The sequence below is a fragment of the Xanthocytophaga agilis genome (assembly GCF_030068605.1).
Lineage (GTDB): Bacteria > Bacteroidota > Bacteroidia > Cytophagales > 172606-1 > Xanthocytophaga > Xanthocytophaga agilis.
This window is the reverse complement of the sequence record NZ_JASJOU010000008.1, coordinates 96,871-112,370: the sequence shown is the minus strand read 5'-3', so window position 1 is coordinate 112,370 and position 15,500 is coordinate 96,871. Positions and strand designations below refer to the sequence as shown.

11 protein-coding genes are annotated in these 15,500 nt (G+C 37.4%); 9 read left to right on the top strand and 2 right to left on the bottom strand.

The genetic code is table 11. The features are described from left to right. The first annotated feature begins 212 nt into the window (after window positions 1-212). From asnB to QNI22_RS21965, 3 genes are all read left to right on the top strand, one after another. Complete coding sequence (gene asnB / locus QNI22_RS21975) at window positions 213-2,063, top strand: asparagine synthase (glutamine-hydrolyzing) (protein WP_314513998.1); 1,851 nt, start codon at window positions 213-215, stop codon at window positions 2,061-2,063. Window positions 2,064-2,199: 136 nt separating this feature from the next. Next, window positions 2,200-3,441, top strand: a complete 1,242-nt coding sequence (locus QNI22_RS21970; protein ID WP_314513997.1) for a glycosyltransferase — start codon at window positions 2,200-2,202, stop codon at window positions 3,439-3,441. Next, window positions 3,434-4,549 (top strand): glycosyltransferase, encoded by a 1,116-nt coding sequence (locus QNI22_RS21965; RefSeq protein WP_314513996.1) that lies wholly within the window; start codon window positions 3,434-3,436, stop codon window positions 4,547-4,549. Before QNI22_RS21970 ends, QNI22_RS21965 begins: the two co-directional genes overlap by 8 nt. 46 nt (window positions 4,550-4,595) lie before the next feature. Here the strand turns inward: QNI22_RS21965 and QNI22_RS21960 are convergent, their stop codons facing one another. Next, window positions 4,596-5,963, bottom strand: a complete 1,368-nt coding sequence (locus QNI22_RS21960; protein ID WP_314513995.1) for a hypothetical protein — start codon at window positions 5,961-5,963, stop codon at window positions 4,596-4,598. A 101-nt stretch (window positions 5,964-6,064) separates the two neighbouring features. Next, window positions 6,065-6,652, bottom strand: coding sequence for a helix-turn-helix domain-containing protein (locus tag QNI22_RS21955; protein ID WP_314513994.1), 588 nt, complete (start codon window positions 6,650-6,652; stop codon window positions 6,065-6,067). Window positions 6,653-7,062: 410 nt separating this feature from the next. On the opposite strand from QNI22_RS21955, the gene QNI22_RS21950 reads away from it, so the two are divergent. From QNI22_RS21950 to QNI22_RS21925, 6 genes are all read left to right on the top strand, one after another. Further along, a complete protein-coding gene (locus QNI22_RS21950) occupies window positions 7,063-10,341 on the top strand; it encodes a SusC/RagA family TonB-linked outer membrane protein (RefSeq protein ID WP_314513993.1) in 3,279 nt (1,092 codons plus the stop codon). 87 nt (window positions 10,342-10,428) lie between these two features. Continuing rightward, complete coding sequence (locus QNI22_RS21945; RefSeq protein WP_314513992.1) at window positions 10,429-12,009, top strand: SusD/RagB family nutrient-binding outer membrane lipoprotein; 1,581 nt, start codon at window positions 10,429-10,431, stop codon at window positions 12,007-12,009. 85 nt (window positions 12,010-12,094) lie between these two features. Next, complete coding sequence (locus QNI22_RS21940) at window positions 12,095-12,949, top strand: glycerophosphodiester phosphodiesterase family protein (protein WP_314513991.1); 855 nt, start codon at window positions 12,095-12,097, stop codon at window positions 12,947-12,949. Between the two features lie 12 nt (window positions 12,950-12,961). Next, window positions 12,962-13,648 carry an HAD hydrolase-like protein gene (locus tag QNI22_RS21935; RefSeq protein ID WP_314513990.1) on the top strand — a complete coding sequence of 229 codons (687 nt, stop codon included), beginning with the start codon at window positions 12,962-12,964 and terminating at the stop codon, window positions 13,646-13,648. 39 nt (window positions 13,649-13,687) lie between these two features. Then, window positions 13,688-14,863: a TIGR03364 family FAD-dependent oxidoreductase gene (locus QNI22_RS21930; RefSeq protein ID WP_314513989.1), complete on the top strand. Its 1,176-nt coding sequence runs from the start codon at window positions 13,688-13,690 to the stop codon at window positions 14,861-14,863. A gap of 49 nt (window positions 14,864-14,912) precedes the next feature. Then, window positions 14,913-15,476 (top strand): phosphonate degradation HD-domain oxygenase, encoded by a 564-nt coding sequence (locus tag QNI22_RS21925; RefSeq protein WP_314513988.1) that lies wholly within the window; start codon window positions 14,913-14,915, stop codon window positions 15,474-15,476. Window positions 15,477-15,500 lie beyond the last annotated feature (24 nt).

Sequence of the window (15,500 nt, the reverse complement as noted above, 5' to 3'; positions counted from 1 at the left end):
TATGTTTTCCATATACTAAATTGTTAAAATACAGGTTAACATATAGAGCGACGGATAAGGTATAGATTGTATTTCTTAAAACCTTACCTTTGTAAGGTAATTGACTCAATTATTACTGAAATCACGGTTACTTTTTCGGTACTTTATAAATGTCAACCCAAGCTATAGTGCGTTAAAAAGTACTACGTCAGGATAACTATTTATTTACAGCTATGTGCGGTATTACAGGGTTCTATTCAACTCAACAAGCTTTTTCTGAATCTGATTTGCGGAAGATGACTGGCGCTATTCGTCATCGGGGACCCAATGCTGAAGGACACTTTTTAGACGAAATTTGTGGCTTAGGGCATCGCCGGTTAAGTATTCTTGACTTATCTGAAGGTGCAAACCAACCATTTTACAGCAACAATGATCGATTTGTTATTGTTTATAATGGTGAAGTATACAACTACAAAGAGGTTACCAATCAGTATGGTATTACACCACAGACAACTTCTGATACAGAGATCATTCTTGAAGCTTTTGTAAAAGATGGCATACATTGTGTAAATTATTTCAATGGCATGTTTGCCTTTGCGGTGTATGATAAACATAAAAAAGAACTGTGGTTGTGTCGGGATAGACTAGGTATCAAGCCTTTATTTTATTATTGGGATGGAAGTAAACTGGCTTTTGCTTCTGAACTGAAAGCTTTATTGACGCTCCCCATATCCAAAATTCTAAATAAGCCTGCTATTGCCGAGTTTCTACATCGTGGCTTCATTCCTGCCCCATACACCATTTATCAGAATATTTACAAACTATCTCCGGGTAGCTGGCTAAAAATTTCCGATAATGTATTGGAAGAACAGAAATACTGGAAGATAACTGAGAATATTGGCAAGGAAATTATTTCGGATGAGCATCAGGCAATGGAGCGTGTAGAAGAGTTATTACTCAGTTCGGTTAAGTATCAATTGATCAGCGATGTTCCTGTTGGAGTATTTCTTAGTGGTGGAATTGACTCCAGTACAGTAGCTGCTCTCACAGCTCGTCAGCTTTCACATCCTATCAATACATTTTCTATTGGATTTAAAGAATCGCGTCATAATGAAGCTCCTTATGCAAGAGAGGTAGCCGAGCATTTACATACCAATCATCATGAGTTTATTGTTTCTGTACAGGATGCAAAAGACTTAGTGGAAACAATGTTGGATATTTATGATGAACCCTATGCTGATTCATCTGCTATTCCAACTATGCTTGTTTCTCAGATGGCAAGTAAGTATGTAGGGGTGGTATTAACAGGTGAAGGCGGAGATGAGCTTTTTCATGGGTATGGTATGTACCAATGGGCAGATCGGCTATCACAGGGTTGGCTTAAACTTTTGCGAAAACCTCTGGCATCTCTATTAGCTGTAGGAAAAGAAGCCCGATACCAGAAAGCAGCAGAGTTGTTGGAATATTTTTCTGAAGACGATATATCCAGTCATATTTTTTGTAAGGAACAAGGATATTTCTCTTATCCTGATCTGAAAAAGCTGGTAGGAGAGCCTTGGGTAAATGGGAAAGGATTTCTTTCCAAATCGAGTTTGCCTCCTGTCGTAGAGAATCGCCTATTAACGGCATCAGAAACGCAGAGTTTGTTTGATATGGTAATGTATCTGCCAGACGATTTGCTTACAAAGGTGGATAGAGCTAGTATGCAGTATGGCCTTGAAGCACGTGTACCCTTACTAGATCATAGATTGGTTGAGCTGGCTTTAAATATCTCGCCTGAATTAAAAAATAATGGAGGTACTACCAAATATATCTTAAAGCAGATTCTTTATAAATATCTTCCATCCGAATTATTCAACCGACCAAAACAAGGCTTCTCTATTCCATTGTATGACTGGTTGCTGACAGATCTGCGTTATCTGATAGATACTTATTTAAGCGATGAAGTTATAGAACGCCATGGGTATGTCAACAAAGAAATTGTGAGTACAATGAAAAAAGAGTTTTTTGCCGGAAAAAAATATGTATATAACCGATTGTGGACACTTATTATCCTACACCGTTGGTTAGAGAAAAATACCTGATCCTGCTATTTCTCCAGAGCGCCAATTTATATTGGCGCTTTTTTATTACCCGTACAATGATCTCTAATCAGTTAGAGGCAGGTAGGATGAATTGTAAAAAGGATATATTTGCCCTCTAAAATGATTTCTTCTTTGTATGCCCTCAGATACTATTCATACTATAACACCTACTATACCTACCTCTGTTCTTTATCTTAGTTATGATGGCTTAACTGATCCTTTGGGGCAGTCACAAGTGTTGCCTTATATCATTGGACTTGCTAAACGTGGCTATCAGTTTACTATTATTAGTACTGAGAAACCAGAGGCATATGAAAAGAGAAAAGACATAATTAAGGGACTTATTGCACCATTTGAGAAAAAAATTGACTGGCAACCCATTTTCTATACCAAAAAGCCACCTGTAGTATCTACACTTTGGGATGTGAGGAAGATGCGGCACAAGGCGGTTAGCCTTCATGAGAAAAAACATTTTCAGATAGTGCATTGCCGTAGTTATATCACAGCCCTGGTAGGCACTTTTCTGAAAAAGAAGTTTCAGATTCCTTTTATCTTTGATATGCGAGGTTTTTGGGCAGACGAACGAATAGAAGGTGGTATCTGGAATTTGAAGAATCCACTTTTTAGAAGCGTTTATCAATTCTTCAAGAAGAAAGAGAAGGAGTTTCTGCAACTTGCAGACTATACAATATCACTTACATTCAATGCAAAACAAGAGATTCATTCCTGGTCAGGCTTTAGTACTATTCCTATTCAGGTAATACCTTGTTGTGTTGATACACAACTGTTTCAGCGCAAAGATGAAGTAACAGAGACAAATGAATTAACGATTTCATATCTGGGTTCCCTAGGTACATGGTATATGCTTGACGAGATGTTACATTTCTTTAGGCGGATTCTGCTTCAGTATCCACATGCTCGTTTTCTGTTTATCACTCCAGATGATCCTGAAATAATCTTGCATAATGCACGAAAATATGAATTATCAAATGACCACATCCGAATTGTGAAAGCTGAGAGAAGGGAAGTCCCACTTCGGTTAGTAGAAAGCCATATTTCATTATTTTTTATTAAACCCTCTTTCTCAAAAAAAGCATCCTCTCCAACAAAAATGGGTGAGATCCTGTCTATGGGTATTCCTGTACTATGTAATGCTAATGTAGGAGACGCTAACTATCTGATGGAGAATTATTCACCAGGAGAGTTAGTCAGCGCTTTTACAGATGTTGAATATGATAGAGTAATCAGTCGGCTTGATGAAATTCGTAAGATTTCTCCTGAGTCTTTACGTCAGACGGCCCTTGATTATTTTGATCTGGAGAAAGGAGTTGATTTATATGAAGAAGTATATCAGAAACTATCTACTGCTAATGCCTGAAAAGAAATCAAAAGCTATCCGTTCCATTCTTTTTATATTCCCTTACCCATCGGGCACCGCTGCTTCTCAACGATTCCGGTTTGAACAGTATCTGGAGTTCTTACCAGAAAATGGTTTGCAGTATCAGCTAGCTCCCTTTATGGATGAAGAGACATGGAATATTCTCTATAAACCAGGTAATACTTGGAAGAAAATAAAAGGAATTGGCAAGGGGTTTTTACGTCGAATAGGATTATTGTTTTCTATACATAAATACGACTTTGTTTTTATCCATAGAGAGGCTACCCCTGTTGGTCCACCATTTATTGAGTGGATCATTGCAAAAATATTTCGTAAACGCATCATTTTTGACTTTGACGATGCTATATGGTTACCGAATACCTCTGAGAATAATGGCATTGTAGCAGGTATAAAGTGGCACCATAAAACAAAGAGTATTTGTCGATGGGCCTGGAAGATAAGTGCTGGCAATAGATACCTAGCAGATTTTGCCAGAAATGCTAAGGGAGCCAATGGAAGTGATACAAATAGTATTATTATTAACCCTACAACTATTGATACAAAAAATTTACACAATCGCTTAAAAGAACAAAATACTGACAGCTTTGTTATTGGCTGGACAGGAACTCATTCTACTATTGGATATCTGGAGTTTTTGTTGCCAGTTTTGAAGAAACTAGAAGAAGATTACTCCTTTACCTTCTTGGTTATATCAGATCGTAAGCCTGACTTTGACCTTAATTCATTACAGTATATACCCTGGATAAAAGCTACAGAAGCTGATGATCTGCTGAGAATGAATGTAGGTGTGATGCCATTAACAGATGATCTGTGGAGTCGTGGTAAGTGTGGATTTAAGGCATTGCAATATATGTCTTTAGGAATTCCTTCATTGGCTTCTCCCGTTGGTGTAAATGTAGATATCATCCAACATGGGACTGATGGTTTTCTATGCTCCGAACCTCAGGAATGGATAGATTGTATGAAGTTATTGATCCATGATGTTGAATTACGTACTCAAATGGGGAAAGCTTCCAGAGAAAGGATAGAGAGGATATATTCTGTAACAGGAAATAGAGATAATTTTCTTAAGTTATTTACTGTTTAGTCAATAGTGCTTCTGGGATTTTATCTGGTTTGTACAATTCTGTTCCTTAAGTTGTTGCAACAACGTTATTGGGCTGAGCTGCCATAAATGGATCTCTCCGTTTTTTCTTCTTCTTTTTGATTGCCTGACTTTGAATGATGTATAGTGCTGACAGGAAAAAAGGCATCATAGGTATTTTATATCGTACCAAAGTACCAAAGTTATAGCTACTCACTCCAACTGCAAATGAAAAAGTAAGGGCAAAGATGATACAGAATAATAAGATAGGCTGAGAGGTAAGTATATGAAATAAGCGACTTAACTTGATTTGTAGAAAGATCCGTACAGTAAGAAATAGAAAAAAAGCAGCTTCTAGGGCTGACAAAATCATTACAGGGTTTCGTGCTTCCCAAAGATAAGGGCGATACAAGCTTACATTAATCGCAACTGGAGCTTTGGAAATCATGTTTGTCCATGTACCATCAAATTCGCCTAGTGAATATACAGATCCGCCTTGATTGGTTCCAACAGTACGTAACCATTCTGCGGTGGTTTTCGTGGTTGCTGTAATATTATCCAGTTGGTAACGTGTATTTTCTTCTGTAATCTTTGTAATAGCCCTATAACTGATGGGTATTGATATGGCTATAACAATGGGAAGTGTAATAAACCGTAAGAGGCCAGAACGGATGCGTGCTCTATATTCCATAAAAATCCAAAAGAATGCAGCAGGTAGAAAACAGAGCAGAATATACACTTTAATACCTTGTACAACCAGAATGGCTACAAACATAACCACAATATTAGTTACTATATGTTGTCGTTTGATAATGCCAAAATAAAACGCGTGAAACATCCATCCCAATGCTCCTAATGTAATTGTATCCTTCAAAAGGCCTGAACCCCAAAAAAAAACAGATGGAATAAAGAATATAGCATATGCTAGCTTTTTATGTAGGTGAGGATATAAGTCATAAAAGACTTTGTATAATGCCCACATACCTGAAAAACATGTAATGGCAAAAAATATAGCAATCAGACTATAGGTATGAAATGTGAATAATCCAAAAAAGCCGGAAAGACGAACAACATGAAAGGAATTGGGGTCAACATAGAAATAAATACGTCTTACATACTCATAGATGCTGGGATCATACTGCCTATCCGTGAATATAATACTAATGGCTTTGAATGGAGAGTCCAGAAACGCTTCCCATATAACTTTACTATCTTTAAAATAATTGTATGTATCACCTCCATAATAATAAAACTGATAAATGAGTCCCAATGCTATAGCTCCTATAATCTTTACATTGAGTGCAGGGATAAAATATGGGCGGATGACTTTATTGCGGATTCGGTTGTTTATCATAAATGCAACTGCATAGATAAACAATAAATATATTGGGGTCAGAAACAGGTCTTTTATATCCATTCGGGTATGACTGCTGATTGTGCTATCTGAAGAGATCTGTCCTTATATAGGCAAATGCTTACCATTCAGATCTTCTTTATGTAAATATAGTGGTTGTTACCCTAATTCCCAGTACTACCCGTTGGCAAAAGAAGGTATATGACCAGAAGAGAGGCAGGTATAGTTGTACGATTTATAGGTACATGCGGAATCTTACCATTAAAAAATAAAGAATCTCCTTCCTGCATTACAATAACGTCATCTCCTAATTGATATTCTATCTCACCTTTTAACAGATACTTGAATTCATATCCATCTGTTATAACTGGATCTCTTTGGGAGCCGGGCTGAAGATCCAGAATAACCGCCTCAACTGTGACAGATGGAATACTGGAGGTTAAAATGGAATGATAAAGGAACCCAAAGCCTTCTTCTTTCTCAAAAGGAGTATATTCTGATTTGCGACGAAGAATATATTTTTGTTGTTCGGGTAGGTCAAGGCCTTCAAAAAAAACGTCCAGATTAATCTTCAATGATCTGACTATGGATAGAAGTACAGGCAAAGAGGGAATAGTGCGTCCATTTTCAATACGTGATAGTAGGCCCTTACTTATTTGTGACTCTTCTGCTAGTTCCTGCAGTTTAATCTGTTGCTGGTTTCTTATCTCGCGTATTTTCTTCCCAATTCGTATAAATATTTGATTATTCATGCAATTGTTTTGTGTACTGGTGCATTGAAGGTTATCAGTGAAAAGGTATCTCTTGTCTCATGCAAATATGAAGAATAGTTTAATGTAGTTAAACTTGAGTTGCCACCAGGGGCAAAATTTAACAATGATTTAAAATTAAGTTGTATATTAGTAAACTTAGAGTTTATACTTTTGAACCATACTTAAAACAAACTACCCTTCTCTATCTAACAATCTATGATAAAATAAAAGACTTCCTATTCTCATAAGGCTATAAAAAAACCGGGATTGCGGCAACAACCCCGGTTAATGCAAAAGCCTTTGTTTGTCCATCTTCCCATGAACACCAGGTCACTTTTCAGTTAAAAAGTGATCCAGGGCTTTCTTTGTTTTTAACAAATACCACTATTCATTAAAAAACGACCAAATGTATGAAAAATTATTTACACAACCCATTTTCTTTGCTAAAGAGGTGTGTGGGGTTTACACTTTTCTGTGTATTTTTTCTGGGGGTATATGATAGCTATGCACAAACCCGGACTATTACAGGAAAGGTGACATCTACAGAAGAAGATGCTGGTTTACCAGGTGTATCTGTTGTTGTTAAAGGTACAACAAAAGGTACAACTACTGGTGCTGATGGTAAATACTCTATTGAGGTTCCTGAGGGAAAAGAGATGCTGATATTTTCCTTTATAGGTTATTTGTCACAAGAGATAACTATAGGCAACAGAGCCGTAATAGATGTGCCTTTGGTGGCTGATACAAAGGCATTGCAGGAAGTAGTTGTGACAGCCCTAGGTATTAAAAAAGATGCAAAAACTATTGGGTATGCTACACAAGAAGTAAAAGGGGAAGATCTGATTAAAGCCCGTGAGCCTAACCCTATCAATTCATTAGTGGGTAAGGTGGCAGGTTTGACTGTTGGAGCTTCTGCTGAAATGCTGGGCCGTCCTCAACTAGTACTTAGAGGAAATGAAGATTTGCTTTTTGTTGTAGATGGTGTACCTGTTAACTCAGATACATGGAATGTAAGTCCTGATGATATTGAAACATATACTGTACTAAAAGGCCCTAATGCTTCTGCTCTTTACGGCTCCAGAGGTAAGAATGGTGCTATTCTGATTACTACTAAAAGAGGTTCTTCTGATAAAAGAGGATTTTCTATAGAGTTTAATTCAAGTACCATGTTTGATCGGGGATTTAATGCTATCCCTAAAACACAGAATATGTATGGTCCCGGAGATCATGGTGTATATGCGTTTGGCAATGGCAAAGGTGCTGGGAAGAATGATGGAGATTATGACATTTGGGGACCCGCATTGAATGGACAATTATTGCCACAATATGATAGTCCGGTTACTCCTGGACAAACGTATACTACTACATTTCCTAATGGTGCTGTTTTTACCAGTGATAGACAGCCTACTCCTTTTATAGCTCGTGGTAAAGATAACCTGAATAGATTTATTCAAACCGGGATCTTATCTACTAACAATATTTCTATATCATCTAGTAATGACAAGTATGATCTGCGATTTTCCGTTTCTAATTCTTATCAGAAAGGCATTATTCCTAATACTCAGTTGAATATTACCAATTTCAACATGGCAAACGGGATAAACTTTTCTCCTAAGCTCCGTTTGGAATCCAGTATTAATTACAACAGACAAAGCACTCCTAATATTACGGATGTAAATTATGGGCCCAATAGTTTGATTTACAATATTACTATATGGGGTGGCGCCGACTGGAATATTGATGACTTTAATCCAGATAAGGGAGGGTCATACTGGCAGCCTGGTAAGGAGGGAACAGCACAGATTTATGCAGAGTATCAACGTTATAATAACCCATGGTTTGTTGTAAAAGAATGGTTACGTGGACATTACAAAAACGATGTATATGGATATACATCATTGCGCTATAAGCTGACTGACTATTTGGAGGCAACTCTCCGTACTCAGGTAACTACATGGAATGTATTGAGAACAGAGAAGATGCCTTATTCTGCTATTTCGTATGATAGAGAACTAGGTATGGGAGATTATAGGGAAGACCGCAGAAATCTATTCGAGAATAATACAGATCTTTTATTACGGTTTAGTAAAGATGTATTACCTGGTTTGAATGTAACAGCCTTTGCTGGTGGTAGTCTTCGTACATTTAATTATACTTCTACCTTTGCTACAACAGATTATCTCAATACGCCTGGAGTGTATAATTTCAGTAACTCCCGCAATGCTGTCCAAGTTTATAATTTTAACTCAAAGATGCAGGTAGGTAGTGGCTATTACTCTCTTGATCTGTCCTACAAAGGTTTTCTTAACTTGTCTACAACAGGTCGTGTAGATAAGCTTTCTACATTGCCTGCCAAGAATAACACCTACTTCTATCCGTCTGTTACAGCAAGTACAGTTATTTCTGATTATGTAGATCTGCCTTCTGTGATGTCTTTTCTAAAGGTAAGAGGATCTTATGCTAATGTGAAAGATGGTGGCACTTCTTCTACAATTGGCCCTGCCGGATATCCTATTGGCTATGGTGCTGCTTATTATTCTTCGTATGATGGACCAAGTTATGTCAATTCTGCATCTTATTCATTAAGTAAATATTATAACAACCAACCATATGCTGTATATACAAATACGTTAAATAACCCTAATCTAAAGCCTACTTCCACTTCTTCGTTTGAGGCTGGTCTGGATATCCGTTTTCTACAAAACCGTTTAGGATTTGATCTGACCTACTATACAAACAACAATGGACCGCGTATATTCAGTTTACCTATTTCACAAACTACAGGTTATGATTATGCTTTAGTTAATGGAATTAAAACGCAAAAAACAGGTTGGGAAATAGCTGTAACAGGTACTCCTATAAAAACAAATAATGGATTTACATGGGATGTTGTTGCTAACTGGTCAACGTATAAAGAAATTTATAAAGAGTTTTATGGTAATGAAAAGTCATTAAATACATTCTATAAAATTGGTGATCGTGTAGATAAATACTATGACCAGGCATTCGTAAGAACCCCAGACGGTAAGATTATCAATGATAATGGTGGACGACCTATTCAAACTACTATAAATCAATTTCTGGGATATTCGAATCCTGATTGGGTGTGGTCAATTAATAACAAATTCAATTACAAAGGAGTTACATTGAGTTTTCAGTTTGATGGTCGGGTAGGAGGTGTTATGGTTGATTATGTAAAACGTCAGACTTTCCGAGGTGGTCGTCATATTGCTACTGTACAGGGTGATATGGGTATTGCTCGTGCCAATGACGTACAAAATGTAAAATCCTACATAGGACAGGGCGTTGTAATATCAAATGGGGCTGCTATTAACTATGGAACAGATGGAAAGGTAACCAACTATGATGAATTACAATATGCCCCTAACACAACAAAGACTTTTCTGCAGGATTATATCAGTCGCTATTACTCTACTGCAGAGGGTAATCTAATCAGTAAAACATTTGGAAAGTTAAGAGAAGTAGTCATTGGATATACTATTCCTTCTACATGGTTATCTAAGACTTTTATCAGACAGGCTAATGTATCTTTTGTAGGACGTAACCTTCTTTACTTTGCAAAAGAAAAAGATGTAGATATTGATCAATATGCAGGTAGTCAGAGTTCTTCTAACCTTCAGACCCCAACTACCCGTCGTTACGGATTTAACCTGAATGTAGTGTTTTAAAATAAACTTTCTGTACAGAAGACAGAATGTTTGTAAATCTCTCTGTCTTCTGTACTCTAACCTGACACTAAATTTAAATACAGACCCATGAAAACATATATATATTCATTGCTTCTTCTTTCCGGAATATTTTTTCTCGGAGGATGTCAGAATTTTAAAGAACTTGAAAAGAATACAAATAGTCCTTCTTCGGTGCCTGCTTCTTTAGTATTGCAAGGTGTATTAAAAGATCTTTATTCTCCAACTGGAGTAGAGGGTCCTTGGGGAGATGTACATCGCTGGAATCAGTTCTATTGTATTAATTATAACTACTATGGTAATAACCAATACAGCTGGACTTCTACTGCATGGAATTATGCTACTTTAAAAAATGTGGTAAAGATGGAAGAAGAAGCATTGGCAGCAGGTGCTGGTGAGGTGAATCCATATTCTGCATTGGGTAAGTTCTTCAGAGCTTACTTTTTTATATACATGACACAGAGAGTAGGAGATATACCTATGACTGATGCGTTGAAAGGACTTGAGGTAACAACACCTGTATATGATACCCAAAAATCTGTATATGTAGAATCTTTGAAGTTACTGGATGAGGCTAATTCCGATTTAGCAGAACTGATTGCTGCAAATAATACTACTCTGGTTGGAGACTTTTACTATGATACAGACGGAAGTGCTAATAAGGTAGAGGTTTTGAAGAAGTGGCAAAAGCTAGTTAATACCTATACTCTTCGTGTATTAATGAGTTTAAGCAAGAAAGAATCTGATGCGGATTTAAATATTAAGCAAAAATTTGCTTCTATCATTAATAATCCAACTCAGTATCCGGTTATGACTAGTTTGGAAGACAATCTTCAGTTTACATACAATGCTACATATAATCAATATCCCACAAACCCTGGGAATTTTGGATTTGATGCTACCCGTCAGAACATGTCCAAGTTGCATATAGACCTATTAAAATCATTAAAAGATCCTCGTATTTTTATTGCAGCAGCACCCGCACAAGCTAAATTGAATGCAGGTGTTAAGTTCAATGATTTCGAAGCATATGTTGGGGCTAGCTCAGGTGAAGATCTAACGGATATGTCCTCTAAGGCCAATCAGGGGGAGTATTCTTTTATTAACCGTTTGAGATATTACAGTAACTACACAGGTGAGCCCGGAATCATTATAGGCTATTCTGAAATGTGTTTCAACATTGCAGAAGCGATTAACAGAGGGTGGATAAGCGGTGATGCAGAGGAATTCTATGTAAAAGGTATCAAGGCTTCTATGAAGTTTTATGATATTACAGATGAGGGATCAATTACTGTAGCTGACCAGAATAAAAATGAACTAGGTTCTGTGACTACTTCAGTAACCAATTATTTAAACCAGATTACTGTCAAATATAAGGGTAATAACACAGACGGATTAACCCAAATTCTTACACAGAAATATCTATCATTTTTTCAGAACTCAGGTTTTGAAGCATTCTATAACCAAAGAAGGACAGGTATACCTGCTTTCTTAACAGGAGTAGGCACAGGTAATAGTGCCCGCATTCCCAAAAGATGGCAGTACCCAACCTCCGAACAAACAACAAATGAAGGGAATCTCAATACAGCGCTACAATCTCAATTTGGAGGAACAGATGATATAAACACTGCTATGTGGTTGTTAAAATAATTTTCCTCTTGTAAATTCTTTTATGAGCATTTCTACATCTGTTTTGTAGAGATGCTCATTATTCTCTTATACTACTTTTTCAGAAATGAAATATTATCACATAACTTGTTCTATCATTACTCTTTGGAATGTGTTAATTGCATATCTGGTCACTCTTACAGTCTTTGGGTGTAATGGCTTTCCTGAAAAACATAAATCGGTCGTATTTCCTTCTACCCGTTATCCCTTTATTGTAATTGCACATCGTGGAAATCATGTGAATGCCCCTGAAAATTCCATTCAAAGTTTACAGGAAGCAATACGGGTTGGGGCTGATTATGTTGAAATAGATATTCGCACTACAAAAGATGGATATCTGGTAATTATGCATGATGCATCCGTACATCGAACTACAAATGGTGAAGCCAAAATAGCAGAGATGACTTTGGCTCAGTTTAAAGCTTTAAAGCTGAAAAATGATCCTTTTAATCAGAGCCCTCCTACATTTGAAGAAATTCTAAAAGAAGCTCGGGGAAAAATAAATCTTTATCTGGATTGCAAAGATGTCAAGCCGGAACAGGTTAAGAGTCTACTAAACAAATACAAAATGCTTGGTTCTGTTATCGTATATACAGAGCCTGAAGAAGTCCAAGATTGGAAGAAAACAATGTCTTCTGTACCTGTAATGGTCAGTATGCCAGATTCTATAACTAGTTATGATGAGTTAAAACAATGGATTGTAAAAAATCCGGTAGATATTCTGGACGGATCTGTATTGTTTTACACCAAAGAGAATGTGGCTTTTCTTACAAAACAGGGTATCAAAGTGTGGCCTGATATTCAAAATCCTGATGAGAAGCCTGAGCAATGGCAGAAAGCAATAGATATGGGTATTACAGCCTTACAGACAGATCGTCCTGAAGAATTGATTGGTTATCTGAAAACATTAGGTAAACACTAATTTTACTATTCTATGTTACCACAACTGATTGTATTTGATCTGGCAGGAACCACTGTCGATGGTGCAGATAAAGTACCTTATTTCTTACAAAAAGCATTGGCAGATTATGGGGTCGCTATTCCGTTTGAAGATGCCAATGAACTCATGGGTTTACCCAAACCTGTAGCTATCCGACAATTACTGGAACGTCATGCAAGCCCTTCAGTGATCACAGAAGAGTTGATAGATCAGATTCATCAACGTTTTGTAGAGGATATGACAGACTATTATCAGAATAGTCCGGATGTGAAAGAAAAAGAAGGTGCAAGTGAGACATTTGCCTTGCTAAAAAGGCATAATGTCAAAGTGGTAGTAGATACAGGATTTGATCGTCAGATTACTGATGCTATTCTTGAAAGATTGTTATGGAGAGCAAAGAACCTGATAGACAATAGTGTGACTAGTGATGAAGTTGAGAATGGCAGACCTTTTCCTGATATGATATTTAAAGCTATGGAGCTGACTCATGTGCAGGATAGCAAACAAGTAGCAAAAGTAGGAGATACCGCATCTGATATGCAGCAGGGAGATTCTGCTGGGTGTGGATGGGTAATAGGTGTAACTACTGGTGCATATACTGTTGAAGAGTTGGAGCGAGAGCCTCATACGCATCTGATACACACCCTTGCTGATCTGCATCAGATTTTCTCCTTATCATGAATAAAATATCGACAATCTTAAAAGAAACAACATGTTAGTATGACTCATTCATCCACAAACAATATACAAAATAGATATGATGTTGCAGTAGTTGGAGCTGGGATTGTAGGTTTGGCAATGGCTTATACTGCTGCCAGACGAGGTCTTAAAGTTGGCGTTTTTGAACGGAATGGTAAGGCTATTGGAGCTTCTATCCGCAATTTTGGTATGATATGGCCTGTTGGACAACCTTCAGGAGTATTATTAGAGCGTGCATTAAGAAGTCGTGAGATTTACCTGGATCTGGCTAAACAAGCTGGCTTCTGGTATAATCCTAATGGATCGTTGCATGTTGCTTATCACAATGATGAATGGGCTGTTCTGGAAGAGTTTGTGGAGCAGAACCGTGGTAATGGATATACGTGTGAGCTATTGACTGACACAAAAAAGATTCTGGAAAAGAGCCCTGCTGTAAAAGAGGAGGGATTGATAGGCGCTTTATGGAGCGAAACGGAAATGATTGTGGATCCTCGCGAAGTGATAGCTACATTGCCTGACTTTCTACATCAAAAATATGAAATTGATTTTTATTTTGGTACTGCTGTTACTGGTGTAAATAGTTCTTATCTGGAAGCCGGTGGCCAAAAATGGCAAGCAGATCGGATAATTATATGTAGTGGAGCTGACTTTGAAACATTATATCCTGAATTATTTGCCTCTTCATCTATTACAAAGTGTAAACTGCAGATGATGAGAACTAGTCCGCAAGGCAATGGATGGCGAATGGGAGCCTCTCTTTGTGCTGGTTTGACACTCACTCATTATGCTGCTTTCAAGGATTGTCCTTCTTTAGCTGCCTTAAATGAACGGTTTGCACAGACAATGCCTGCTTATAAGAAATATGGCATACACGTATTGGTTTCTCAAAATGCTGCAGGTGAATTGACTTTAGGTGATTCACATGAATATGGACTTACACCAGAACCATTTGACAAATCTGAAATAGATCAGTGGGTATTAGACTATTTGGCCACTTTCACCCAGTTTCCTGATTTACATATCAAGGAACGCTGGCATGGTATCTATCCTAAACTCGCAAATGGAGGAACTGAGCTGATATTAGAAGCGGAATCTAATGTATGGATTGTCAATGGATTGGGTGGTGCCGGAATGACTTTATCATTGGGACTGGCAGAATATGTATTTGAATCAAAGTTACATGAAGTTGTAAGTTAGTAGACTATACATTACTTATTTATTCATCTAAATTATTCTAACTGTATATATGGAAACCACTACTAAGCAAAAAGTTGAAGAGATTTTTCGATTATATGAAATACATGGAACTGATGATTATATAGGTGAGCCTGTGTCGCAGGTTGAGCATATGACTCAGGCCGCTTTGCTAGCCGAACAACAGGGTTACGATGAAGAAGTTATTCTGGCAGCTTTCTTTCATGATTTTGGACATTTGTGTGCTGATGAAACTACAGAGCACATGGATGGATATGGTGTTACAGATCACGAGAAGCTAGGAGCTGACTATTTGAGAGCGGTAGGATTTTCAGAGAAGATAGCCCGGTTGGTTGAGTCTCATGTTCAGGCAAAACGATATCTCACATTCAAGAATCCGGATTATTACAATAATCTCTCAGAAGCTAGTAAGAAAACACTTGAATTTCAGGGAGGACGTATGAGTGTTAGTGAAGCTGCTGCATTTGAAGGTGAAGAGTGGTTCCAGTTATACCTGCAAATGCGTTATTGGGATGAGCAAGCTAAAGAAATGAATATTCCTGTACCAGATTTGTCCATTTATAAAGATATGGCATTACGTCATCTGGAAAAATAAAACCTTCTGTTAATGGGTTGATTT